Origin of the sequence: Pseudomonas sp. KK4 (assembly GCF_001984065.1) — a bacterium.
GTDB lineage: Bacteria > Pseudomonadota > Gammaproteobacteria > Pseudomonadales > Pseudomonadaceae > Aquipseudomonas.
The window spans coordinates 1-25,087 of the sequence record NZ_LYVP01000080.1 but is presented as its reverse complement, the minus strand read 5'-3'; the positions used below and the strand labels follow the sequence as shown (position 1 = coordinate 25,087).

The following is a 25,087-nucleotide window of genomic DNA, read 5'->3' as shown; positions in this document are numbered from 1 at the left end:
TCCTCGCATGGGCGCTGGACAGGTCGGACAGGTCGTGCGGAATCAATACGGTAGACGCCGACAAAATCGCGCCAATCGCCACCGCCAATAAAAGCTTGTTGATGTGCATGTCGTTCTCCGTCTTGTGGTGCAGGTTGCAACGCAGGCAGCGGTGCAACATAGAGGCCGAGGGCTCAGTGAATGCTCGAGGCCAGTTCGAAAATGGGGATGTACATCAGGATCACGATCACCCCGATGAGCAGGCCTATGAAGGTCATGAGCAATGGTTCGAACAGCCGCACGAACCATTCGATCCAGCGGCTGATTTCTTCGTCGTAGAAGTCGGCGCTGCGTTCCATCATCTGTCCCAGGTTGCCGGACTGTTCCCCGGCGCGCAGCAGGCGCAGGGACACCGGGGTCACCAAGTGGTTGAGTTCCAGCGCGCTGGACAGCGATTGCCCCTCCCGCACGCGTTCGCAGGCCTGGTCCAGGCGCGTTCGGGAGGCGACGGTCAGCAGGTTGCGCACCATGCCCATGGCCGTGACCAGGGGGATGCCGCCCTGCAGCAGAATGCCCAGTGACCGGTAGAAGCGCGCCAGTTCGTACATGAAGATGCGCTGGTGTACGGCGGGGACTTTTTCGATCAGACGATCCACGCCACGGCGAAACGACGGCTGTCGCTGGAGCAGGGCGATGGCGACGACGATTGCCAGGAAGGCGCCGAAAAATTCGCCCTGGTGGGCGTGCAGGAACATGCCGCTGGTCATCAGGATCTGCGACAGCCACGGCAGGTTCGACCCCAGCCCTTCGAACACCAGGCTGAAGCGCGGCACCACATAGCCCATCAGAAACAGCACCACGCCACCGCCCACCACCAGCAACAGCATGGGGTAGATCGACGCGCTGACGATCTTCTGCCGAACCTCGTCCATGCGCTGGCGATAGCTCACATAACGGCCCAGGGCATCGCCCACGGCGCCGGTCTTTTCGCTGGACTGGACCAGCGCAACATACAGGGGAGGGAACACCGCCGACATCTGGGCCAACGCCTGAGAGAACGACTTGCCTTCATACAGCAGGCGCACCAGTTCACTGAGGGTCTTGCGGGCCTGGGGCGCGCTTTCCTTTTCCGCCAGGCTTTCCAGTGCATCGATCAACGGCAGGCCGGCGTTGAGCAGGGTGGTCAGTTCCTGGCTGAACAGGACCAGGTTGAAGGTCTCGCGCTGTTTCAGGCGCAGGGCCCGCCAATGTCGCTCGGCGTGCAGGCTGACCACTCGCAGGCCCTGGTCCTCGGCAATGCGCCGGGCTTCACTATGGCCCGGTGCTTCGACGGTCATTGAAACCACACCGGCCTTGCCAACCGCTTTGAGGTGAAAACGCATGGTCGCCATTCCCGTCATTGCCAGTTGGTGACTTCGGCGTTTTCGCCTTCGCCGCCGGGCTGCCCGTCCTTGCCCAGGGACAGCAGGTCGTACTCGCTGTTTTCGCCGGGATAGCGGTAGGTGTAGTTACGGCCCCAAGGGTCTTGCGGCAGTTTTTTCTGCAGGTAAGGGCCGGTCCAGTGCGGTTCATCACTGGGGGCGGTGACCAGTGCCTGCAAACCCTGTTCGGTCGACGGGTAATGACCGACCTCCAGGCGATACAGGTCCAGGGCCTTGCCCAGCCCTTCTATTTGCGCCTTGGCCACTTTCACTTCGGAACGGCCCAGTTGCGCGAAATATTTTGGCGCGACGATGCCGGCCAACAGCCCCAGCACCACCAGCACCACCAACAGTTCGAGCAGGGTGAACCCGCGTTGGGGCCGGCGGGTAAAACGACGTGGGGCTAAAGACAGTCGCTGTTTCATGATGACCTCACACAGTCGGCAGAAGAATCGCAACAACGGCTTATGCAATTGCCATGCACAGCACCGGCAAAGGCTCTGCCGTGCTCCTCAAGCCCCCGTCCCACGGCCCTTTGCGCTTTCGGCACAGTGCTTGCGTATGGCTGATAAACGACCGGTCGATTGGGGCATTACCCCCATTTTTCGGGGCCGGGCAGGGGAGGTAGAACAATGAAAACCCTCATCGCCGGATTACTCGGCTTGACGCTGGCGGGCGGCATCGCCCAAGCCGATGTGTTCGTCTCGGTGGACGCCAAAGGCAACTTCGTTTTGTCCAACGTCCATCGCCCCGGCCGTCACTACGAGCGAGTCATTCACGAGCCGGAAGCGGCGGTGGTGAGCCTCGAACAGCAGCCACAAATGATTGCCGCCAGGCCTTATGCCGAGCTGGTATCGCAGGCCGCCGAGGACAATCACCTGCCCGCCGCGCTGCTGCACGCGGTGATCCAGGCCGAGTCCCATTACGACCCCAGTGCGGTGTCACCCAAAGGCGCCGGCGGGCTGATGCAGCTGATGCCCGACACCGCCCGCGAGTTGGGCGTGACCAACGTCTACGACCCCAAGGCCAACATCCAGGGTGGCGCGCGCTACCTCAAGCGCCTGATGACCCTGTTCGACAACGACATCGCCCTGGCCGTGGCCGCCTACAACGCCGGCCCGCAAGCCGTGCTCAGCCGGGGCGGGGTGATCCCGCCGTTCGCCGAAACCCAGCGTTATGTGCCCAGTGTCTTGAACCAGTACCGGCGTCTGCAGGGGTTGTCGGCGGACGCGCCTTTGTAGGCGAAAAAACCGGGGCGCAATTCCCCAACATTGGGGGATGGGGACCCCGGCAAAAAATTGGGGAATTAGTGGGGAATTTCCCCCGACGAATTAAGTGATATTCATAAAGCATTGAAAAGATTCGATATTTTTTATGGCATGACGATTGCTCAAGCGCAGTTGTCGAGAATTATTCCCTGTGAGCACCCACAGCGAGGCCCGTGACCATGACTGGCATACACCACATCCCAACCATTATTCCCTGGCTGCTACTGGCCGCATCGATGATCGGCATGGAGTTCGCCGAGGCCGCTGCGCGTTGCGAGCGCAACCTGGTGGCCAACGTCGTGGCGCTGGACCAGCCGCTGATGTTCAACCGCCTGGGCGCGCAGAACGTCAACGGGATGATGTTCGCCCTGCGCCGTGATGTGGTGGACGATCACGAAGTCTCCCTGGCACAGGGCGGTGCCGCCGTGCCGGGAAAGGTGACGCTGCGGCCTGACAAGCGTCCGCGTCCGCTGGTACTGCGTGTCGCTGCCGGCGACTGCCTGACCATCAACCTGCAGAACCTGTTGGCCTATCAGGCCAACCCGGGCTCGCACGAGGGCGCAGAGCAGGGAGGGGAGGAGGACGTCGGCGGATTTGCCAACACTGACTTCAAGGTCGACGAACAAGTCGCCGACCGCCATATCGGCTTCCAGGTCAACGGCCTGCAGGCGGTCAACAGCATCGATGACATTTCGTCGTTCACCGGCCGCAACGCCAACACCCTGATCGCGCCCGGCGCCACCCGCTCCTACACCCTGTACGCCGAGCGTGAAGGGGTATTCGCCGCCAGCAGCCGTGGTGCGACCTTCGGTGGGGAGGGGGCGGCTGGCAACGTCGCCAATGGTCTGTTCGGCCAGGTCGTGGTGCTGCCCAAGGGCGCTCGCAGCTACCGCAATACCGTGACCGAAGAAGAAATGCGCCTGGCCAGCACCGGGCGTACGCCGGCCGGCCAACCGATCGTCGACTACCAGGCGCGCTACCCGCAGCGCGAGCCATGGATCCGTGAAGGCAAGGCCGGTACGCCGATCATCAATATGGTCGACGGCAGCGAAATCATCTCCAGCGAAAGCGACGCGGTCGTGATGGGCAGCAACGCCGACGGCAGCTTCCCGGCCTCGACGTATCCGCTGGAATCGGTGGGCAAACGCAATCCGGCCATCCCCAATCGTCTGGAGCCGTTCCGCGATTTCGCCTCGCAGTTCCAGGATGAAACCGCCGCGACCCAGGCCTTTCCCGCTTACTGGGCGGACCCGGTCATGGCCCACGTACTGGAGCCGACCCGCGATTCGTTCATGATCAACTACGGCTCCGGCGGCATGGGCGCCGAAGTGGTCGCCAACCGCCTGGGCGTGGGGCCGATGCACGATTGCCTGTCCTGCGCCTATGAGGAGTTTTTCCTCAGTTCCCACACCGTGGGCGACGTGGCAATGCTGGTGGACGTACCGGCCAACGCCGGCCTGGAAGGCATCGCTCCCGGCCAGACGCCGACTGCCGATCAGATCGGGGTCAAGGCGACCATGGCGCTTTATCCATCGGAGCCTTCCAACGTCAACCACAGCTACATCGGTGACTTCGTCAAATTCCGCAACACTCACAACGGTCATGAGCAACACATCTTCCACCTGCACGGGCATCAGTGGCTGTTCAACCCCAATGACGACAACTCCGACTACGTAGACGCCCAGGGCATCGGGCCGGGTGCCGGCTACACCTATGAAATCGCCAACGGCGGTTCTGGCAACCGTAACCGGGTAGCGGGCGATGCGATCTATCACTGCCACTTCTATCCGCACTTTGCCCAGGGCATGTGGGCCATGTGGCGGGTGCACGATGTGTTTGAAGAAGGCACCAGACTCGAAGTCTCGCAACAGGGCGCCGACGGCTATCACAGCGAACCCTACGCCCTGCGCAAAGGTAAACCGGCCGCGGGCGCGCGGGCCTTGCCCGACGGCGAAATCGTCGCCGGCACGCCAATCCCGGCAGTCGTTCCGCTGCCAGGTAAAGCCATGCCACCGATGCCGGGCAAAGTCGCGGTCGTACCGAAAATCGGCGAAACCCTGGTGGCCGCCAACGACGATGACGATGAAGCAGGCGACGACGGTGAACACCATGGCGGCGGCGTCCAGGCCATCGGTTCCCTGGCACTGGTCGATCGCAGCGAAGCCAACCGCAACGCCGACGGCACCCTGAAAAACCCTGGCTATCCGTTCTGGATCGGCGGCATGGAAAGTTCGGTCGGCCAACGCCCGCCAACCCCACCGCTGGACATGCTCGACGCGGCCACGGCCCAGAGCCTCAAAGCCACGGGCAAAGCCCTGTGGGCCAACCTCGACCCTGCTCAGTCCGGTGGTTGGGACGGTGGCCTGGGGCGTCATTCCCTGGATGGATTCTCCGCCGGCGGCGAGGCCCACACGGTGACCACGTCCCTGGATTTCTCCAAGGAAGTGACCCGCGCCAAGCCGCTGTACCTGCCGGAAGAGGGCACCGAAGTCGAACAGGCGGCGATGGCCTACCACGCCAAGAAAGATCACCCAAGCTTCGCGCTGCTGCCAGGCAACCAGATCGTGGCGCGCAACTTCCGCACCAACGGCGCCTTGCCGGTGGCCGGCGCGCCGTACTACGAACCTTGCATGGATGACCGGCAAAAACGCCTGACCAGCAGTGCCGGCACCGGTGAATTCAACAGCGGCGAGCGTATCGACGGCCTGTCGTTCGTGGGCGCCTCGACCTTCACCGCCGACCGGCCACGGGTCTACAAGGCGGCCAACATTCAATTCGACGCGGTGTACAACAAGGTCGGCTACCACTTCCCGCAAGCGCGCATCCTGGCGCTGTGGGAAGACGCCTGGCCGGTGATCACCAAACAGCGGCCGCCAGAGCCGCTGGTGATGCGCATGAACACGTTCGACTGCGTGCAGTACCAGCAAACCAACCTGGTGCCGGCCGTCTACGAGATGGACGACTATCAGGTGCGCACCCCGACCGACGTGATCGGCCAGCACATCCACCTGCCCAAATGGGACCTGACGGCGGCCGACGGTTCGGCCAACGGCTGGAACTACGAGGACGGCGTGCTTTCCCCAGGCGCGGTGCAAGAACGCATCCATGCCATTCGCGAGTTCAACCAGTGCCAGGGCACCGACCCGCGCGACGGCACCCCGGCCTGCCCGAAAGCCAAGAACCACCCGTACTTCGGGCAGTTCGGCCGGGCTGACTGGGTCGGCGCGCGCACGGCCATGCAACGCTGGTTCGTCGACCCTGTGGTCAACGCCAAAGGTGTCGACCGTGGCCTGGGCACCATCTTCACCCACGACCATCTCGGCCCATCGACTCACCAGCAGATCGGTCTGTACGCCACCGTGCTGGCCGAGCCGGCCGGTTCCACCTGGTTCCACGCTGAAACCGGCGAGCCGCTGTACAGCAGTGCGCGCCAGGACGGCGGACCGACGTCCTGGCAGGCGGTGATTTCCACCGGCGACCTGGACGGCGACGGCAAGAACGACAGCTTCCGTGAGTTCTTCCTCGAGTACAGCGACTTCCAGCACGCCTATGAAGCCGGCGTGTATGTGGGCGCAGGTCCCAATGGCGTGCCCAACCCGCAAGCCTTCCCGGCCACCGCGGACAGCTTCCGCTACGCGATCAACCCGCCGGTGCGCAACAACGCCAGTACCTTGCTCGATGGCATTCTCGAAGTGCAGGGCGGCATGGTGCCCGGCTGTCCGACCCGGCCATGCCCACAGGCCATCTCGGTGGATGACCCGGGCATGTTCGTCGTCAACTACCGCAACGAACCGCTGGCCCTGCGGGTGTACGACCCGAACAAGGTCGGCCCGGACGGCAAGCGCGGCATGCAGGCCGACGGCCTGGGCGGCGACCTGGCCTACGCCATGCAAAGCCGTACCGACCGCGCGATCCCGGCGATGAACCTGGCGCCGAACCTGATCACCGCGGCCACCGGCCCCACCGGCGGCACCACGCTGTTCCCGCCGCACATCAACAAGGCCGGTGCCGAGCCGGGCGACCCGTTCACCCCGATGCTGCGCACCTATACCGGTGACAACGTGCGGCTGCGGGTGCATGCCGGCGGTCACGAAGAGGAGCACAACGTCACCCTGCATGGCGTGAAATGGCTGCAAAGCGGTTCCGGTTTCGGCAACAGCTCCAACTCCGGCTGGCGCGCGTCGCAGATGATCGGGATCTCCGAGCAGATGGGCTTCATCGCACCGGTCTCGATGCTGTCCAGTTCGGCGGCGACCACGGGTGACTACCTGTACTCGATGGACGCCTCGATCGAAGGCTACTGGAGCGGGATCTGGGGCGTGATGCGCAACTACACCGCGCAACGCAACGACCTGTTCGCACTGCCCAACAACGCTAAACCTACGGGCATGCGCAACACCGTGGCGTTCGAGGGCACCTGCCCACGGATCGGTGCCAACCCCAACGGCATCGGCACCCGGCCGACCCCGCAACGCAACTATGAGGTGGTGGCGGCACTGGCCAACGACATCCTCGGCAATCCGTTGGGGCTGACCATCGGTGACCCGGCGGGGCTCGGCCAGCACGTGGGCGGCCCGCTGAACCCGGCGGGCGGCACCCTGGTGTACAACTCGCGGCCGGTGAGCATTCCACAGGTCACCGTGACCGACCCTGAAGACGGTGAAACCATCACCATCGGCGGGCAGAGCGGGCCGCTGCATGACCCGACCGCGATCCTCTATGTGCGCAAGGCCGACCTCGACCCGACCACCGGCAAGCTCAAGCCTGGCGTGCCTGTCGAACCGCTGGTGCTGCGCGCGGCGGCGGGCGATTGCATCAACATCACCCTGGAGAACCGTCTGCCGAGCGTGATGCCGGACCTGACCCAGACCGCGGTGATGCAAGGCATGGTCAAGCGCGACCGCAACAGCGGCACCGGTTCGACCACCTTCAGCAACAACCTGATGCGGCCGTCGAGCCACGTGGGTCTGCACGCGCAATTGCTGGCGTACGACATCACCAAATCCGATGGTACCAACGTCGGCGCCAACCCGACCCAGACCGTACCGCCGCGTGTCGGCAACAGCGGCGCCTACCCGACCCGTACCTACCAGTACTACGCTGGGCACCTGGAACGTGAAGGCAAACCGATCACCCAACTGGGGCGCAACGTCGACAACATCAACGCCACGGCGGTGGAGTTCGGCGGCTTGAATTTCACCCCGGCCGACGTGATCAAGCAGTCGCAGAAAGGCATGGCGGCGGCCATGAGCATCCTGCCGACGGGCGCTACCTGGGTTGAAGATGCGCGCAAGGTCAATGCGACCGTCACCGCGCCAGGGCAAACCACCTACCGCGACTTTGCGATGGTCTGGCAGAAAGCCCTGAACACTCGCTGGGCCAACGGTCGGCCGGTGGAAGGCATTGCGGCGGAAGGGGCAGGCGTGCCGACCGATCCGCAGGACAACTCCAGCATGGCCATCAACTACAAGACCGAGCCGATGTGGTATCGCTTCGGCCTGGCACCGGATGCGCCGTTCGGCCATGCCGACGGCGCCGGCTACGGCGACATGGTGAACGCCCACATGGCCTACAGCAACGCGCTGGTGGGGGGCGATCCGCAGACGCCGGTGCTGTATGCCAAGCCTGGCCAACCGTTCCGTACGCACATCCTGATGCCCACCGGCGGCAGCCGCGGCAGCACCTTCCAGCTGGACGGTCACGTCTGGTCGACCAACCCGTTCCAGGCGGAGAAGAGCGACACCGGTGGCTACCCGATGGGCACTCCGGGCGTGGGGTCGGTGAGGTTCGGCTACAACCCGATGTCGATGTACATCGGCGCCCACGAAAGCATCCTGCCGGCCGCGCACTTCAGTTTCATGCTGCCGAGCGCCGGGGGCGTCAATGCGATACCGGGGGACTACCTGTTCCGCGACTACGGCGCCTATGGCAACACCTCCGGCTTGTGGGGCTTGCTGCGGGTGACCAATGAACCGGAACCGGCGCCGGTGCCGTAAACAGGGAAATAGCGCAACACCTGTGGCGAGGGAGCTTGCTCCCGCTTGAGTGCCTGGCACTCACCAATCTGCATGACTGCAGCAGTTTTGGGGCCGCTTCGCAGCCCAGCGGGAGCAAGCTCCCTCGCCACAGGATCGGAGTTGTCTGTAAAGGGGAGAAGCAACATGAACAGGACCATCAAATGTGCCAGTGGCGCGCTGGCCCTCGGGCTGGCGCTGATCGGCCTGGGCGTCTTTCGCGCGGCGCCGCCGGTCATGCTCGACCAGGTCGCGGTGCCGGACGCCTGGACCGGCCAGACCCTGGAGCGCGACGGCGTGTCGGTGGCGCTCAATGTCAAACCTCTGGCCGAGGATGGCGTACTGCGCGAAGGCGAATTCGCCGACGTGCAGTTTCGCATCACCGACAAAGCTTCCGGACAGCCGCTGGCCGGCGTTGCGCCCGGTGCCTGGGTGGACCCGCAAACTACCGCTGCCGACCAGGCCCAGGGCCGCGACAAGAGTTGCAAGTCCCGGGTCGGGATGTTCCTCAAATCCAATATCGGCGCGCGGCCGTTGCTGGACCTCAACAGCTACTTCCTGCTGGTGATGAACCGCGATGCCAGCGTGTCGGTGATCGACCCGTCGGTCTCGGTGGGCGGCATTACCAGCACCATGGCGCGGATCGACATCAAGCAGCCACCGATGGACTGGGTGACGCCCCGGGACAACAAACGGATCTTCGTCTCGATGCCCGCCGCCGGCGAAGTCGCGGTGATCGACAGCGAACAATTCAAAGTGCTCGACTCGGTCGCCGCCGGCAGCAACCCGGTGCGCGTGGCCCTGCAACCGGACGAACGCCTGCTGTGGGTCGGCAACAACGGCAAAACCGCCGAGCAGTCCGGGGTCACGGTGATCGACACCGCCAGCCTCAAAACCCTCAAGCACCTGGCCACCGGCAACGGCCACCACGAAATCGCCTTCAGCAAGGACAGCCGCTTTGCCTTCGTCAGCAACCGCGACGACGGCACCCTGAGCATCATCGACATCGCCAGCCTGACCTTGCTCAAACAGCTCAAGACCGGCGCTCACCCGTTGTCGGTGGTCTACTCGCCGCTGTCCGGCGCCGCCTATGTGGCCGACGGCAAGGATGGCACCGTCACCGTGGTCGACGCCGCCAGCCAGTCGGTACGGCGGGTGATCAAGCTCAAGCAGGGCCTGGGCCCGATGGGGTTCAGCGCCGACGGACGCTTCGGCATCGTGCTCAACACCCTGGAAAACCAGGCCTCGGTGATCGACGCGGCCAACGATGCGCTGATCCATGACCTGGACGTATCCGCCGAACCTTATCAACTGGTGTTTACCAAGGCCTATGCCTACGTGCGCGGGCTGGCATCGTCCAAGGTGACGATGATCAACCTGGCGTCGCTGGGGGAAGGGCGCAAACCGATCAGCCAGGGCTTCGAAGCCGGGACCCAGCCGCCGCGCCTGGCCGGCGACTTGCCCCTGGCCTCGAGCCTGGCGGTGTCGCGGGACGACAACGCAGTGTTCGTGGTCAACCCGGTGGACAACACCACCTACTTCTATGCCGAGGGCATGAACGCGCCTATGTCCGGTTACCCCAATCGCGGGCAAGTGGCGCGGGCGGCGCTGGTGATCGACCGCAGCCTGCGCGAAGTCGAGCCGGGGCTGTACAGCGCGCGGATCAAGCTGCCGGCGGCCGGGACGTTCGACGTGGCGTTCCTGCTCAATCAACCGAACATCATCCATTGCTTCAGCACCGTGGTGGCAACCAACAACAACATCGTGCAACACGCCGGCGTGCCGAAAGTCGAGTTCATGCTCGACAAGTCCACCGCCGCGTTGGGCAGTGCGTACACCGTGCGTTTTCGCATCGTCCAGGGCAAACAGAAGGCTGTGCGCAGCGGGGTCAAGGACGTGCAGGTGCGCTACTTCCTGGCACCGAGCTCGCGGCCGCAACTGGTGGCGGCGCGGGACGTCGGCGACGGCATCTATGAAGCCCCGGTGACCCTCGACCAGCAAGGCGCCTGGTACCTGCACGTGCGGGCGGCGTCCCTGGGGGCGAGCTTCGACGACCAGACCTTCGCCAGCGTTCGGGTGCTGCCCGGCCACATTCATTGAGGACATCGACATGAACCGATTCGCACATCGTGGACTGCTGACGCTCTGCCTGTTGGCCGTCGGCATCGGCCAGGCCCTGGCCCACTCGGCGGATGAACACGCCGGCCACACCGCCGCCGCCAAAAACGCCAGTTCCGAGAGCGCCCAGGTCAAGTTCGCCGACGTGGCGCTGGTGGACCAGAACGGCAAGACCGTGCGCCTGGAGAAAGACCTGGTCAGCAACAAGATCGTGGTCATGAGCTTCATCTACACCAGTTGCACCACGGTCTGCCCGGTGGTGTCGTCGATCATGGGCAAGGTCCAGCAGCAGCTGGGCGCCCGGGTCGGTGAAGAGGTGCAACTGGTGTCGATCAGCATCGACCCCCAGCGCGACGACGCCCAGCGCCTGAACGACTACGCCCGCACTTTCCAGAAAGGGCCGGGCTGGAGCTGGCTCACCGGCACGCCACAGTCGGTCAACGAAACCCTCAAGGGCCTGGGCAGTTTCAGCGGTGACTTCAAGAACCATCAACCGCTGATCCTGGTGGGCGACGGCAACAGCCGTCACTGGACCCGCTACTACGGCTTTACCGACCCGACGGTGCTCAGCCGCCAGGTCGAGAAACTCAGCGGTGAACGCAACGCCCACGCCAAGCACACCGCCATTGCCATGGAGCACCAGCCATGAAAGCGCTCGCCCTGATCTTCGTGACCCTGTGCTTTTGCGTCATCAGCTTCCTGGCGTTTTCCCACGAGGGGCATCTGCAACAGGCACCAGCCTCCGACGCTGCGGCGCCGGCAACCGCTGCCGCGCCACCGGCGGGCGGCACCCGCGATGCCAAGACCTGGTTCACCGATACCGAGTTGCAGGACCAGAACGGCAACACCCTGCGTTTCTACAGCGATGCCCTGCAAAACCGCGTGGTGCTGCTCAATGTGATTTTCACCAGTTGCAACGATGCCTGCCCGTTGATCACCCAAAAGCTCAAGCAAGTGCGTGAGGTACTGGGCGACAAGGCGGACGGCATCACCTTTATCTCCCTTACCAGTGATCCGCTGCGCGATACACCGGCGGTACTCAAGGCATACACCTTGAAGCAGGGCGTTGATGGGCCCCACTGGCTTTTTCTTACCGGCGACAAGGCACAGATGGATCTGGTTCTGGGCCGCATCGGCCAGATCGTGCCGACGCCCGAACAACACTCCACGCAGTTGATCGTTGGTGATGTGGCCAACAAACGCTGGAGCAAGATCCGCCCCGACGCCCCGGCCGCCGCCATCGCCCAGCGCTTGCAGCTGCTGGCGATGCCTGTGGCCGAACGCTGAGCCGGCATCATGAAAAACGCCCTGATCCTCGGCCTGCTGTTCTTCGCCAGCCTGACGGCCCAGGCGCTGCCGCTGTCGCCCAGCGAAAGTGCCGGCAAACGGCTGTACCGCGAGGGTGTGTCAGCCAGCGGTGAACCGATCATGGCGCGGATCGGGGCGGCCGGCATGCTGTTGCCGGCCACCAGCCTGCCGTGCGCCAACTGCCATGGCGCCGATGGCCTGGGGCGCCCGGAAGGCGGGGTGCGACCGCCGGACTTGAGCTGGTCGCGGCTGACCAGCCGTTACGGCCAGCAGCAGATCAATGGCCGAACCTACCCGGCCTACACCGATGGCACCCTGGTCAGGGCGGTGCAGGAAGGCCTTGACCCGGGCAACAATCGACTCGACCCGGCGATGCCGCGTTTCGTGCTGTCGATGAACGATCAACGTAATCTCACGGCGTATCTAAAACGTCTGGCCGATGACCGCGATCCGGGCCTGAGCCCCGACACTCTGCACCTGGGCACCTTGTTGCCGACCAGCGGGCCGTTGAGCGAGGAGGGCGCCACGGTGGCGTCCGTGCTCAGGGGGTGCGTGACGCGCATCAACGAGGCGGGCGGTATTCATGGGCGGCAGTTGCGCCTGACCATTCTCGACCCGGGCCCGGACCGGGACAGCGCCGAGCAAGCGCTCAATCAGCTGATCGAAGAGGAGCAGGTGTTCGCCCTGATTGCGCCGATGGTGCCGGCGCTGGATACCGAACTGGCGCTGCGCCTGGACCAGGCCGGTGTGCCGCTGATCGGGCCGCTGTCGCTGCAAGGTTCGGCCCAGGCCAGCCGGCAGATCTTCGAGCCGCTGCCGGGGTTGCGTGAGCAAATGATTGCCCTGGCCAACTACGCTGCGGCCAGCCTGCGGGTATTGCAGGGGCCGACGCTGATCGCCTATCCGGATGAGCCCGGCCAGCGGCTGGCAGCGGAAAATCTCGCCCAGTACCTGCAAGCCAACGCCTGGCAGAAAGTGCATCTGCAACCCTACGAATCGGCCCAGGACGAACTGCCCCTGGGCTCACGCTCGGTGTTCTACCTGGGCAGCAGCGGCGGCTTCAGTCGCCTGGCCGAGCGCCTGCAGACGGCGGGGCAGGTGCCGTACCTGTTCGCCGCGTCGAACCAGGTGGCCGGTGACTTGCTGCAAGTGCCCAGCGGCTTTTCCCGGCGGGTGTTCCTGGCGTACCCCTTCGTGCCCAGCGACTGGACCCTGACCGGGCGGCTGGCCCTGACCCAATTACGCGAACGTCAGCGCCTGGGCGGCGAGCATGCGGTGCTGCAGGTCGGCGCTTACAGCTCGATGATGTTGCTCAGCGAAGGCATGAAGCAGGCCGGGCGCGATGCCAGCCGGGAAAAACTGATCAGTGCCCTGGAAAACCTGCACGACTTCGATACCGGCCTGACGCCGCTGATCAGTTTCGGCCCGGGCCGGCGCCTGGGCCTCAATGGCGCCCATGTGGTCACCGTGGACTTGCCCGACCAGCGCTTCTACCTGGTCGCCCCCTACAAACCGATTGCCGCCATGCCCTGACGGAGGCCGAAGATGAAGCTCTACATTGTGCTGGTGTTGTTTGCGTTGTGGGTGCCCATGGCGTTCTGCAGCAATGAGCCGGTGGCCGCGCGGGTCAATGGCGAGGAAATCTCCCAACTGCGCCTGGAGCGCTATTTCGCCGAGTACCTGGAGGATCAGGGCCGGGCGGTGGCCAGCATCCGCAGCCCCAGCGCCTATAAAAAACTGCGCACGGCGGCGCTCGATGCCCTGATCGACAAGGAGCTGCTGTGGCAGGAAGCGCTCAAGCGCGGGGTGGTGATCAGCGATGCCACGGTGCACAACCAGGTCGAGCAGACCCGTCAGGCCATGGGCGGCGCGCAAGTGTTCGCCCGGCGCCTGGAGGATGCCGGTTTCGATGAAGCCGCCTACATCGAGTACACCCGCCGTGACCTGGCGGCGCAGCAGGTGTTTGCCCAATTGAACAAGGAGCAGATCAGCAAGGCCGGCGAGCCGGATGAGCAACAGGTGCGGGCCTTTTTCGAAGAGCACCGCGCCGAAATGAGCCGCCCGGAGGAAATCCAGGCCAGCCACATCCTGATCAAAGTGCCTCAGGGTGCCGACGCTTCCACTGTTGCATCAGCGAGACTACGCTTGGAGGCAATCCGTAAAAAAATCGGACAGGGGGCAGACTTCCAAAGTGTTGCCCGTACCGACTCCGAAGACGCCTCCTCCAGCCAGGGTGGCGACCTGGGTTACTTCCCCCGGGGCCGCATGATGCCTGAGTTCGAGGCCGCGGCATTTGCCCTGGCGCCGGGGGCGATCAGTGAACCGGTGCGCACTGCGGTGGGCTGGCACCTTATTTATTTACAGAACCGAATGGAGGCAAGCGATGTCTCAGAGGAGCAAGGACTTGACATGGTTCGGGCTTATCTTGCCCGACAGAAACAGGTTCAGGCTCGTCTACAGGTTCTGGCGCAGTTGCGTTCCAGTAACCGGATCGAACGGATTGACGACGATTGAAGATTTCCCCAATAGTGGGGAATGGCCTCAATGCAACGGCGTTCGGTTTTCCCCGCTTTTGGGGGGTGGGGTGCGTGGACGCAAAGGCATTGTCAACAAATTCAAGGACATGAAGACTTAAAATTACCGGCGCTCAGCCTGGCATGAAGTGTGCGTTAGACCTATCGAGGCGCGCACTCCGCCAGGTTCGGTATTCGGACCTGCGGTTTCAAGGAGTCCACCTTGTTAAACAAAGTACTGGTTGTTGAAGACGAACAGCTGCTGGCGGAAAACCTTCAGGGATACCTGCAGGCGCAAGCGCTGGAAGTCCGGATAGCTCACAACGGTGAGACGGCGATCGGCGAAGCCGAACGTTTTTCACCCGATGTGATGGTGTTCGATTACCGCTTGCCCGATATGGAAGGCTTTGAGGTGCTCGACGCGGTCCGCCAGAACAGGAAGTGTCATTTTGTGCTGATCACAGGGCACCCCACCGCAGAAGTTTGCGACAGGGCCCGGCAACTGGGAGTCAGCCACATCCTGTTCAAACCGTTTCCATTGGCGGAACTGGCCCGAGCAGTCTGTGACCTTCTGGGGATGGAGCGCGAACCCAGAGCGGGCGTGAGCAGTTCCGAAGGCTTTGTCGAACGACGCCAGAGCAGGACCGAAAGTTTCCCGCTGCAGTTGTACGACGGTAGTTGGGTGCTTGCCGATCGCCGACGAAGTTCATCGGCCTCCAAAGCGCCAGACGACGAACAACTGCTCACCGGGGAGTAATGGCGCGACAAGAGGTTCCGGCAACTGCCGCAATTGCTCGCCGCGCCGTCAGGGCTCAAAGCCCCGGGCGTTGGAGAGCAAGCAATGGACCGTCTATCCCTTGTCGTCGATGCTGTGCCGCTGGACTGTGTACCGACCCGCTTCACCAGTGAGCAATTGGCCCAGGCCCGTTCCCTGGCCGCCACCTCCGGCGAACGTGTCCTCGATGCCCTGGCCGAGCTGTGCGAACTGGCCCCCATGCCGTTCATCCAGTGCCTTGGCGCGACCCTCCACTATCCGGTGCTCGACACCGACAGCCTGTTCAAGGCCACCCCGGTGTTCGACCGGGTCACCCTGGCCCAATGCCTCAAGCGCGAATTCACTCTGCTGCGTCACGATGACCAGGTCATCGGCGTGTTCGCCGACCCCTTCGACACCCCGCGCCTGGCCTGGATCGACGACTGCCTGCACGGCGCGCCGCTGTATCTGGTACACGCCGACGACCTCAAGGCCTACCTGGCCCGTCACGAAGAAAGCTTCCACGCGGTGGAATCGCTCAACGCGCAGGCCGACGGCAATGCCGAAATCGACAACCTGCAGAGCCTGTCGCTGACCAGCATCAGCGAAGACTCCAGCGTGGTGGTCAAGCTGGTCAACTCGACCCTCTACGACGCCCTGAAAATGCACGCCAGCGACATCCACCTGGGCACCACCGGCAGCGGCCTGGTGATCAAGTACCGCATCGATGGCGTGCTCAACAACATCAGCAAGATCCAGGGCAGCGAGTTCGCCGAACAGGTGATCTCCCGGGTCAAGGTCATGGCCGAACTGGACATCGGCGAAAAACGCGTGCCTCAGGACGGTCGCTTCAAGATCGGCATCAGTGGCCGTCAGATCGATTTCCGGGTGTCGATCATGCCGAGCATCTTCGGCGAAGACGCGGTGCTGCGGGTGCTCGACAAACAGGACCTGGCCGACAAGGTCTGCGGCGTGCAACTGCAAGCCCTGGGCTTTGAAGAGGAAACCCTGCGCCAATTGCGCCGCCTGGCCGCCGAACCCTATGGCATGGTGCTGGTCACCGGCCCCACCGGCAGCGGCAAGACCACCACGCTGTACGCGATGATCACCGAGATCAACCACGGCGTGGACAAGATCATCACCATCGAAGACCCGGTGGAGTATCAACTGCCGGGCGTGCTGCAAATCCCCGTCAACGAGAAAAAAGGCCTGACCTTCGCCCGTGGCCTGCGCTCGATCCTGCGCCACGACCCGGACAAAATCATGGTCGGTGAAATCCGCGACCCGGACACCGCACAGATCGCCGTGCAATCGGCCCTCACCGGGCACCTGGTGTTCACCACCATCCACGCCAACAACGTGTTCGACGTGATCGGCCGTTTCACCCAGATGGAAATCGACCCCTACAGCCTGGTTTCGGCACTCAACGCCGTGCTGGCCCAGCGCCTGATTCGCCTGGTGTGCAGCAGCTGCAGCGCGCCCTACACCCCGGACCAGGAAGAGCTCGAAGCCTCCGGCCTCGATCCACAGCACGTCGGCCATTACCACTTCGTCCATGGCAAGGGCTGCGGCCATTGCCGGGGCACCGGCTACCGCGGTCGTAGCGCCATCGCCGAACTGCTGCACCTGGATGACGAACTGCGGCAGATGATCGTCGAGCGCCAACCGATTTCGAAAATCAAGGCGCACGCCTGCAAACGTGGCTTGCGCCTGCTGCGCGAGTCAGCCCTGGAACTGGTGCAACAAGGCCGGACCACTCTCGAGGAGATCAATCGTGTCACTTTTATCTCGTGAGCGTTATGTCGCCGTGATCGGCGCCAGCGGTGTCGGCCTGGGCCAGCGCCAGGGCAGTCAGACCCTGTGGCTGGGCAGCGTCGGCTTCATCGACGAAGGCTTCCATGCCTGGACCGTGGCCCTGGAAACCCTCGACCGCCTGCTGGGCGAACATGCCCGGGCCGGTTCGGAATTGACCGTCGTGGTCTCCGGCCACTTCAGCCGCTTCTGCCTGGTGCCCTGGAGCGAGCAGATCAGCAGCCCCGACGAACTGCAAGGCTTTGCCCAGTTGTGCTTCGAAGACCTCTACGGCGTCTCGAACCAACCCTGGAATCTGGTGCTGTCGGCCGAGCCCGCCGGGTATGACCGCATCGCCACGGCGCTGCCTCAGGACCTGCTCGATCGCCTGCGCAGTGTGGTCAGCGGTCGTGGCCTGCGCCTGCGCTCGGTACAACCGTACCTGATGGCGGCCTTCAATCACTTCGACAAAAGCTTCGACGCCGGCGACTTCCTGTTTGTGGTCGCCGAACCGGTGCGCAGTGTGTTGCTGGTGGCCCGGGAAGGGCGCTGGACCTCGGTGCGTTCGGTGGGCAGCAACGACAGCGATGCCGCCCTGACTGCGCTGATCGGCCGCGAAAGCCAACTGCTGGCCTCGGCCAGCGAACGGCCACTGAATGTCTACCTGCACGCCCCGGCGCGCATCGAATCGCACCCCGAGGTTCCCGGGGTGCACCTGCGGACCCTCGAAGAGGACCGGACTGGCGTACATGATTGCCTGTACGTCATGTCCCGGGCGGTGGCCTGACATGCGCGCCCTGATGCTCGACTTTCAACCCCGTCGTCGTTCGACCCCGCTGGGCTGGAGCCTGCTGGCCGGTGGTGTAGTGCTGGCGCTGACCTGCACGCTGATCCAGCAGCACCTGAGCGCCGAGGCCGAAGAACAGCAGGGCCACCTGCAGACCACCCAGCGCGTGCTCAGCGGCGACACCGGGATCAAGGTCAATCTGACCCCGGCCGAAACCCGCGAACAGGCGCAGAACCTGGCGGAAATGCGCAAGGTCTCGCAGCAGTTGCGCCGCCCTTGGGAACGTCTGTTCGCGACCCTCGAAGCCATGCCCCGTGACGACATCGCCCTGTTGACCCTGACCCCGGATGCGCGCAAGGGCCAGGTACGGATCAGCGCCGAGGCGAAAGACCTGGACGCCATGCTCGAATTCCACCGGCGTCTGGAAGCCAGCGACGAGCTGTCCGACGTGTCGCTGCTGAGCCACGAAATCGTCGCCAACGTGCCGGAGCAACCGGTGCGCTTCAACCTGTCGGCTAACTGGGAGATCGGCGATGCAAATCCCTAAATTGATCGTGCGCGAATACCTGCAGAGCCTGGGCGTGCCCGGCCTGGCAGGGGCGGCGCTGGTGGTGCTGGCGCTGGCCTACGGTCTGGCCGGTTTGCTGCCGGACTGGCAGTCGCTGCAAAGCCTCAGCCAGCAGACCAGCGAAGCCCGTGAGTACCTGGCCAAGGTCGAAGACGGCACCGTGGTCGCCCCGGTGGTGCCGCAGCGTCAGCTCGACGATTTCCGCAGCAAGTTGCCGTCGCAGCCCCAGGCCACCGTCGCCATCGACAAAATCTACGCCCTGGCCGCCCAGGAACGCATCACCCTGTCGCGCGGCGAGTACTCGCTGGGGGTCGATCCCAAGACCCACCTGGCCCGTTATCAGATCCTGCTGCCGGTGCGTGGCAGCTACCCGCAACTGCGGCGCTTCCTGCACGCCTTGCTCGGCCAGTTGCCGGCGGTGGTGCTGGAGGATGTGGAGTTCCAGCGCAAGAAAATCGCCGACACCGACCTGACCGGCCGGATCCGCATGACCCTTTACCTGTCGAGGTCATGATGAACAACAAAAAAGCAGTGGGTTGGGTGGCGTTCCTCGGCGTGGCCGCGGCGCTCACCTGGTTGCCCGAATACTTCAAGCAGGCTGACGACGGCGAGGTTGACGCGGTCGCGGTGACCGCACCGGCCAAGGCCAGCGCTAAAGGCCAGTTGCCGGCGGCCAAGGCCTCTGCAGCACCTGTGGCGATCAAGGACCTGAGCCCGGCCGGCGACCTGTTCGCCGCCCACAGCTGGAAAGCGGCGCCAACGCTGGCCAGCGTCACCGAACAACCGGTCAACGTCGCCCAGGTGGTACAGACCCCGACTGTACCGCCCATGCCTTTCCAGTTCATCGGTCGCATGGATGACCGTACCGATCTGCAGGTGTTCCTGCAGAACGGCGAGAAGATCTACGTCGTGCGCAAAGGGGATGTGATCGACGAAACATGGAAGATCGAGCGGATTTCCGACATGGAATTGAGCCTGGTCTATCTGCCTCTGCATTTGTCCCAGACCTTGTCTGTAGGGAGCGCACAATGAACACATTTCGTTTGCTGATGAGTATTGGCTTGTGCGCGGGGCTGGCCGCGTGCAGTACGGCACAGGTGGCCAGGGAAGAGGGCGCCGACCTGATGGAATCGGGGCAATACGAAGCCGGCCTGGCGCGGATCCAGGAAGGCCTGCGGGAAAACCCTCGGGACACCGAACTGCACCTGGCGCTGACCAGTGGCCGCGCCCGCGCCGTCACTGCGCTGTTGAGCCAGGCCGACATGGCCCGTGCCCAGCGTGACTTTGCCACGGCCCGCCTGACCTACGGCCGGGTGCTGAACATCGAGCCGAACAACCGTCGGGCCCAGGACGCCATGAGTCAGCTCGACCATATGCGCAGCCTCGATGAAAAACTCGAACTGGCCCGGGGTGACCTGCGTCGCGGCGACATCTACGCCGCCGATCGTCAGGTCAAACAGATCCTCGAACTGGACCCCAACAACGAAGGCGCCCTGGAGCTGCAAGGCAATGTGCGCCTGGTGCAGAGCCGCAACGTGATTCCCTATCCGCAGCTGCGCACCCGCCTGGACAAACCGGTGACCCTGGAATTTCGCGACGCCAACCTCAAGACCATCTTCGAGGTGCTGTCGCAAGTGGCCGGCCTGAACTTCATCTTCGACAAAGACCTGCGCCCGGACATGAAAGCGACCATCTTCGTGCGCGATGTGCGCATCGAAGACGCTGTGGAACTGCTGCTGCAACAGAACCAGCTGCACCAGAAAGTGGTGAACGAAAACACCTTGCTGATCTACCCGGACTCGCCGCAAAAGCTCAAGGATTATCAGGAGCTGGTGATGCGCACCTTTTACCTGACCAGCATCGATGCCAACACCGCCCTGAACATGGTCAAGACCATGCTCAAGACCCGCGATGTGTTCGTCGATGAACGCCTCAACACCCTGACCATGCGCGATACCGGCGACGCTATCCGCATGGCGGAAAAGCTCCTGCAATCGCAAGACCAGTCCAACCCCGAAGTGGTGCTGGAAGTGGAAGTGATGGAAGTCGCCACCCAGCGCATCCTCGACCTTGGCCTGCAATGGCCGAGCACCTTCGGTGTGGTCAACAGCGACGGCTCGGCGGTGAGCCTGCTCGATCAGCTCAAGGGCATCAACTCCAGCCGGATCACCATCTCGCCGTCGCCCCAGGCCAAGATCAACGCCCAGGACAACGACATCAACACCCTGGCAAGCCCGGTGATCCGCGTCAGCAACCGCGAACAGGCGCGCATCCACATCGGTCAGCGCGTGCCGATCATCAGCGCCACTTCGGTGCCGTCGACCCAGGGACCGGTGATCACCGAAAGCGTGACTTACCTGGACGTCGGTCTGAAACTGGAAGTGCAGCCCACCGTGCACCTGAACAACGAAGTGGCGATCAAGATCGCCCTGGAAGTGAGTAACGCCACACCGCTGGAACCGACCCGTCAGGGCACGATCCCGGTGCAGGTCGATACCCGCAACGCCCAGACCACCCTGCGCCTGCATGACGGCGAAACCCAGATCCTTGCCGGCCTGATGCGCAACGACCACGGCGCCACCGGCAACAAGATCCCCGGGCTTGGCGATATACCGGGCCTGGGCCGGCTGTTCGGCAGCAACAAGGACACCGTCGGCAAATCCGAACTGGTGCTGTCGATCACCCCACGGGTCGTGCGCAACCTGCCGTACCAGAGCCCGTCGGACATGGAGTTCAGCACCGGTACCGAAACCAGCATGCACATTCAGGCGCCGAACCGTGAGCTGCAATCGTCGGTACAGCCACAGCGCCTGGATCGGCCGATCGCCAACAACGCCAACGTCGAAATCAGCGTCGGGAAGCCTTGATCATGAACGCCTCGCAACGCGGTTTCACCCTGATCGAAGTCGTGGTGACCCTGGCCCTGATCGGCCTGCTGGCCGGCATGGCCGCGCCGCTGACCGAGACCGTGGTGCGTCGGGGCAAGGAGCAGGACCTGCGTACCGCGTTGTACCAGATCCGCGACGCCATCGACGCCTACAAGCGTGCCTTTGACGCCGGGTATATCGAAAAGACGCTCGACAGCAGCGGCTACCCGCCGAACCTCAAAGTGCTGGTCGATGGCGTGCGTGACGTGCGCAGTGCCAAGGGAGCCAAGTTTTACTTCCTGCGGCGTATTCCCCATGACCCGCTGGCGACCGCCAAGCGTGACGACGACGGCGGCTGGGGCCTGCGCAGTTATGACAGTTCGGCTGAAAACCCACGGGATGGCGAGGACGTCTTCGACGTTTACTCCAAGGCCCGGGGCAGGGGCCTCAACGGCATCGCGTACCGGGAGTGGTGAGCTTATGCGCCGGCAAAAGGGTTTTACCCTACTGGAACTGATGGTGGTCATGGCAATCATCGCAACCCTGATGACCATTGCCTTGCCACGCTATTTCAACAGCCTGGAGGCCTCCAAGGAGACCACCCTGCGCCAGAGCCTGTCGTCGATGCGCGAAGCGCTGGACCATTACTACGGCGACACCGGGCGCTATCCCGATTCCCTCGATCAATTGGTGGAACTGCGCTACCTGCGCAACGCGCCGATGGACCCGATTGCCGAACGCAAGGACACCTGGGTCCTGGTGGCGCCGCCTGAAGGTGTCGCCGGTGGCGTGTCCGATATCAAGAGTGGTGCCACAGGGAGGGCGCGTGATGGCAGCCTCTATTCCGAGTGGTAAGCCGGCATCGCAAGGCGGTTTCACCTACCTGGGTGTACTGCTGCTGATCATGGTGATGGGCATGGGCCTGGCCAGTGCAGGCGAGTTGTGGGCCACCGCTGCGCGCCGTGACCGCGAGCGCCAGTTGCTGTGGGTCGGCACCCAGTACGCCCAGGCACTGCGCAGCTACTACCGCAGCTCGCCCGGCCTGGCCCAGTACCCCAAGGACCTCGCCGACCTGTTGCAGGACGAGCGTTTTCCCAACCCCAAACATCATCTGCGTCAGCTGTACCCGGACCCGATGGGGGGTGGCGACTGGTTCCTGATGCGCGGCTTCGACGGCCGCATCACCGGCATCGCCAGTGCTTCGACGGACAAGCCGCTCAAACAGGTGGACTTCCCGGCGCAATGGTCGGATTTCAACGGCATGGCCAGCTACAAGGACTGGCAATTCGTCGCCGAGAAAGCCTTCACCGATGGCGCCACCGGGCCGGTCAAGGCCCAGTCCAATGCACCCCAGGCGCTGCAGCCATGAACCGCTTCTGCCTGGCGCTGATCCTGGTGTTGAGCACCTCCGTAGCCTCGGCCGGCGAAGAGGACGAGATGCTCGGCTTCATCATCGACGACACGATTTCGCACATCGGCCACGATTTTTACTACTCGTTCAGTGAACGACTGCGGGCCACCAGCCCGATGGATTTCAACCTGGTGGTACGCGAACGGCCATCGGCTCGCTGGGGCAGCCTGGTGACAGTGGAATTTCAACAACGCCTGGTTTATCGGCGCTTCCTGCCGCCGAACACCGTGGAACTCAAGGACGAGGCTTATGACGCCGCCGACTGGGTACGCGGGCAGGTTGTCCAGCGCAAGCTGGAGGCCTTGTTGCAGGACACCACGGACCTTGAGAGGGACGAATTATGAAAACGAAAACGCTCTTGCAGTGCAGCGGTTTGTGCTTGCTGGGCCTTGGCGGATGCGCGCTGGTCCAGGCCACGGAACTGGTGTACACGCCCGTCAACCCCTCGTTCGGCGGCAACCCGTTGAACGGCACCTGGCTGCTCAACAACGCCCAGGCGCAGAACGACTATGACGATCCGGACCTCAAGGACCGCGCCACCGTGGCCGGAACCTCGGCCCTGGACCGCTTCAGTGCGCAGTTGCAGTCGCGGTTGCTGGGGCAATTGCTGGACAACATTTCCACCGGCAACACCGGGAGCCTGTCCACCGACGCGTTCATCGTCAACGTGGTCGACGACTCGGGGCAGTTGACGATTGAAGTGACCGACCGGGCCACCGGCGAGCTTTCGGAAATCAAGGTCAATGGTCTGAATTGATTCGATTCGGGTCATGGGGAGTTAAGGACATGAAAAAAATAATCGCGCTAGGGCTGATGTTGGCGGCATTACAAGGGTGCAGTCTGCAAGAGCCAATGCCGGCCGAGCAGGACAGCAAAACACCGACCCTGACCCCCAGGGCCTCGACCTATTACGACCTGATCAACATGCCACGGCCCAAGGGCCGGTTGATGGCAGTGGTGTACGGTTTCCGCGACCAGACCGGCCAGTACAAACCGACCCCGGCCAGCTCGTTCTCCACCAGCGTCACCCAGGGCGCGGCGAGCATGCTGATGGACGCCATGCAGGCCAGCGGCTGGTTCGTGGTGCTCGAACGCGAAGGCCTGCAGAACCTGCTGACCGAACGCAAGATCATCCGCGCCTCACAGAAAAAGCCCAACACCCCGGTGAACATCCAGGCCGAACTGCCACCGCTGCAGGCAGCCAACATGATGCTCGAAGGCGGCATCATCGCCTACGACACCAACGTGCGCAGCGGCGGGGAAGGGGCACGCTACCTGGGCATCGACATCTCCCGCGAGTACCGCGTGGACCAGGTCACCGTGAACCTGCGGGCTGTGGACGTACGCAGCGGCCAAGTGCTGGCCAACGTCATGACCAGCAAGACCATCTACTCCGTGGCCCGCAGCGCCGGCGTGTTCAAGTTCATCGAATTCAAGAAGTTGCTGGAGGCCGAAGTCGGCTACACCACCAACGAACCGGCGCAACTGTGCGTACTGTCGGCGATCGAAGCGGCGGTGGGGCACCTGCTGGCCCAGGGGATCGAGCGGCGTCTGTGGCAAGTGGCCGGCGATAAGTCCGAGGCAGTGCAGAATGAAACCCTGGATCGGTACCTGACCCAGAACAAGGTGGTGCCGGAGGAAGAGTGAACCGAGGCGGCCCTCGGGCCGGCCTGGCTCTCGCGGATGTACCCGAATGTTTTGTGGGAGCTCTAGCCTGCCAGCGAAGGCGGCCTGACAGCCGACCAGTCTCTCGCGGATGTCCCCGAATCCCCTGTGGGAGCTGGCCTGCCAGCGATGGCGGCCTGACAGCCGACGACTCTCTCTCGGATGTACCCGAATCTCCTGTGGGAGCGGGCTTGCTCGCGAAGGCGACCTGACAGCCGACCACTCTCTCTCGGATGTACCCGAATCACCTGTGGGAGCGGGCTTGCTCGCGAAGGCGGCCTGACAGCCGACCTGGCTCTGGCTGACGGGTACCTATCCATTTCTTCGGTAACGGCTGCTTATGGTTTCGCCCTGACGGCGACTCACTTTTTTTTCAAACGCCAAAAAAAAGTAAGCAAAAAAAGGCTCGCCCCAAGCGTCCGGCCCCTCGCTAAGGCTCGGCGTCCCTTCGCTGGGCATTCATCCGGGGGCATTGCCCTCCGGTTTGCTTCGCTGCACCTACATGCAATGTGTTCGACTGCGTCGAACGGCGCTGCGCGCCAATCCCCGGATAAACGCCTCCACTCAGCCTGCCGAAGGGGCGGGTGGATCAAGATCAAGAGCAGGCGAGCTAACGCTCGGCC

At 63.6% G+C, this 25,087-nt stretch carries 22 protein-coding genes; 20 read left to right on the top strand and 2 right to left on the bottom strand.

Annotated elements, in window-relative coordinates:
* Positions 1–173 precede the first annotated feature (173 nt).
* Positions 174–1,361, bottom strand: coding sequence for a type II secretion system F family protein (locus B0W55_RS21700; protein ID WP_077047963.1), 1,188 nt, complete (start codon positions 1,359–1,361; stop codon positions 174–176).
* Between the two features lie 14 nt (positions 1,362–1,375).
* Positions 1,376–1,825 (bottom strand): type II secretion system major pseudopilin GspG, encoded by a 450-nt coding sequence (gene gspG / locus B0W55_RS21695; RefSeq protein WP_077047962.1) that lies wholly within the window; start codon positions 1,823–1,825, stop codon positions 1,376–1,378.
* A gap of 207 nt (positions 1,826–2,032) precedes the next feature.
* On the opposite strand from gspG, the gene B0W55_RS21690 reads away from it, so the two are divergent.
* The 20 genes from B0W55_RS21690 (at position 2,033) to B0W55_RS21595 (ending at position 24,446) form a co-directional block, all read left to right on the top strand.
* Positions 2,033–2,641: a lytic transglycosylase domain-containing protein gene (locus B0W55_RS21690; RefSeq protein WP_077047961.1), complete on the top strand. Its 609-nt coding sequence runs from the start codon at positions 2,033–2,035 to the stop codon at positions 2,639–2,641.
* A 206-nt stretch (positions 2,642–2,847) separates the two neighbouring features.
* On the top strand, positions 2,848–8,664 hold the full coding sequence (gene mnxG / locus B0W55_RS21685; protein ID WP_077047960.1) for a manganese-oxidizing multicopper oxidase MnxG: 5,817 nt from the start codon (positions 2,848–2,850) through the stop codon (positions 8,662–8,664).
* A gap of 165 nt (positions 8,665–8,829) precedes the next feature.
* Positions 8,830–10,782 (top strand): cytochrome D1 domain-containing protein, encoded by a 1,953-nt coding sequence (locus B0W55_RS21680; protein ID WP_077047959.1) that lies wholly within the window; start codon positions 8,830–8,832, stop codon positions 10,780–10,782.
* A gap of 10 nt (positions 10,783–10,792) precedes the next feature.
* Positions 10,793–11,449, top strand: a complete 657-nt coding sequence (locus B0W55_RS21675; RefSeq protein WP_077047958.1) for an SCO family protein — start codon at positions 10,793–10,795, stop codon at positions 11,447–11,449.
* A complete protein-coding gene (locus B0W55_RS21670; protein WP_077047957.1) occupies positions 11,446–12,087 on the top strand; it encodes an SCO family protein in 642 nt (213 codons plus the stop codon). Before B0W55_RS21675 ends, B0W55_RS21670 begins: the two co-directional genes overlap by 4 nt.
* Positions 12,088–12,096: 9 nt before the next feature.
* Complete coding sequence (locus B0W55_RS21665; protein WP_077047956.1) at positions 12,097–13,641, top strand: ABC transporter substrate-binding protein; 1,545 nt, start codon at positions 12,097–12,099, stop codon at positions 13,639–13,641.
* A gap of 12 nt (positions 13,642–13,653) precedes the next feature.
* Positions 13,654–14,622: a peptidylprolyl isomerase gene (locus tag B0W55_RS21660; RefSeq protein ID WP_077047955.1), complete on the top strand. Its 969-nt coding sequence runs from the start codon at positions 13,654–13,656 to the stop codon at positions 14,620–14,622.
* A gap of 222 nt (positions 14,623–14,844) precedes the next feature.
* A complete protein-coding gene (locus B0W55_RS21655; protein ID WP_077047954.1) occupies positions 14,845–15,378 on the top strand; it encodes a response regulator in 534 nt (177 codons plus the stop codon).
* A gap of 84 nt (positions 15,379–15,462) precedes the next feature.
* Positions 15,463–17,169 carry a GspE/PulE family protein gene (locus B0W55_RS21650; RefSeq protein ID WP_077047953.1) on the top strand — a complete coding sequence of 569 codons (1,707 nt, stop codon included), beginning with the start codon at positions 15,463–15,465 and terminating at the stop codon, positions 17,167–17,169.
* Positions 17,150–17,953 (top strand): hypothetical protein, encoded by an 804-nt coding sequence (locus B0W55_RS21645; RefSeq protein WP_077047952.1) that lies wholly within the window; start codon positions 17,150–17,152, stop codon positions 17,951–17,953. Before B0W55_RS21650 ends, B0W55_RS21645 begins: the two co-directional genes overlap by 20 nt.
* Position 17,954: 1 nt before the next feature.
* Positions 17,955–18,500, top strand: a complete 546-nt coding sequence (locus B0W55_RS21640; protein ID WP_077047951.1) for a PilN domain-containing protein — start codon at positions 17,955–17,957, stop codon at positions 18,498–18,500.
* Complete coding sequence (locus B0W55_RS21635) at positions 18,487–19,035, top strand: pilus assembly protein PilO (RefSeq protein ID WP_077047950.1); 549 nt, start codon at positions 18,487–18,489, stop codon at positions 19,033–19,035. The genes B0W55_RS21640 and B0W55_RS21635 overlap by 14 nt, the downstream gene beginning before the upstream one ends.
* Entirely contained in the window at positions 19,035–19,553 is a 519-nt protein-coding gene (locus B0W55_RS21630) for a hypothetical protein (protein WP_077047949.1), read from the top strand. The genes B0W55_RS21635 and B0W55_RS21630 overlap by 1 nt, the downstream gene beginning before the upstream one ends.
* Complete coding sequence (locus B0W55_RS21625) at positions 19,550–21,388, top strand: secretin N-terminal domain-containing protein (RefSeq protein WP_077047948.1); 1,839 nt, start codon at positions 19,550–19,552, stop codon at positions 21,386–21,388. The genes B0W55_RS21630 and B0W55_RS21625 overlap by 4 nt, the downstream gene beginning before the upstream one ends.
* A gap of 2 nt (positions 21,389–21,390) precedes the next feature.
* Positions 21,391–21,864 (top strand): type II secretion system protein, encoded by a 474-nt coding sequence (locus B0W55_RS21620; RefSeq protein ID WP_077047947.1) that lies wholly within the window; start codon positions 21,391–21,393, stop codon positions 21,862–21,864.
* 4 nt (positions 21,865–21,868) lie between these two features.
* Positions 21,869–22,243 (top strand): type II secretion system protein, encoded by a 375-nt coding sequence (locus B0W55_RS21615; RefSeq protein WP_077047946.1) that lies wholly within the window; start codon positions 21,869–21,871, stop codon positions 22,241–22,243.
* The gene (locus B0W55_RS21610) at positions 22,218–22,757 is read left to right on the top strand and encodes a type II secretion system protein (RefSeq protein ID WP_077047945.1); all 540 of its coding nucleotides are present in this window, start codon (positions 22,218–22,220) and stop codon (positions 22,755–22,757) included. The genes B0W55_RS21615 and B0W55_RS21610 overlap by 26 nt, the downstream gene beginning before the upstream one ends.
* Positions 22,754–23,143, top strand: coding sequence for a curli production assembly/transport protein CsgE (csgE, locus tag B0W55_RS21605; protein ID WP_077047944.1), 390 nt, complete (start codon positions 22,754–22,756; stop codon positions 23,141–23,143). Before B0W55_RS21610 ends, csgE begins: the two co-directional genes overlap by 4 nt.
* Entirely contained in the window at positions 23,140–23,556 is a 417-nt protein-coding gene (locus tag B0W55_RS21600) for a curli assembly protein CsgF (RefSeq protein ID WP_077047943.1), read from the top strand. The genes csgE and B0W55_RS21600 overlap by 4 nt, the downstream gene beginning before the upstream one ends.
* Positions 23,557–23,585: 29 nt before the next feature.
* Positions 23,586–24,446 carry a CsgG/HfaB family protein gene (locus B0W55_RS21595; protein ID WP_077047942.1) on the top strand — a complete coding sequence of 287 codons (861 nt, stop codon included), beginning with the start codon at positions 23,586–23,588 and terminating at the stop codon, positions 24,444–24,446.
* Positions 24,447–25,087 lie beyond the last annotated feature (641 nt).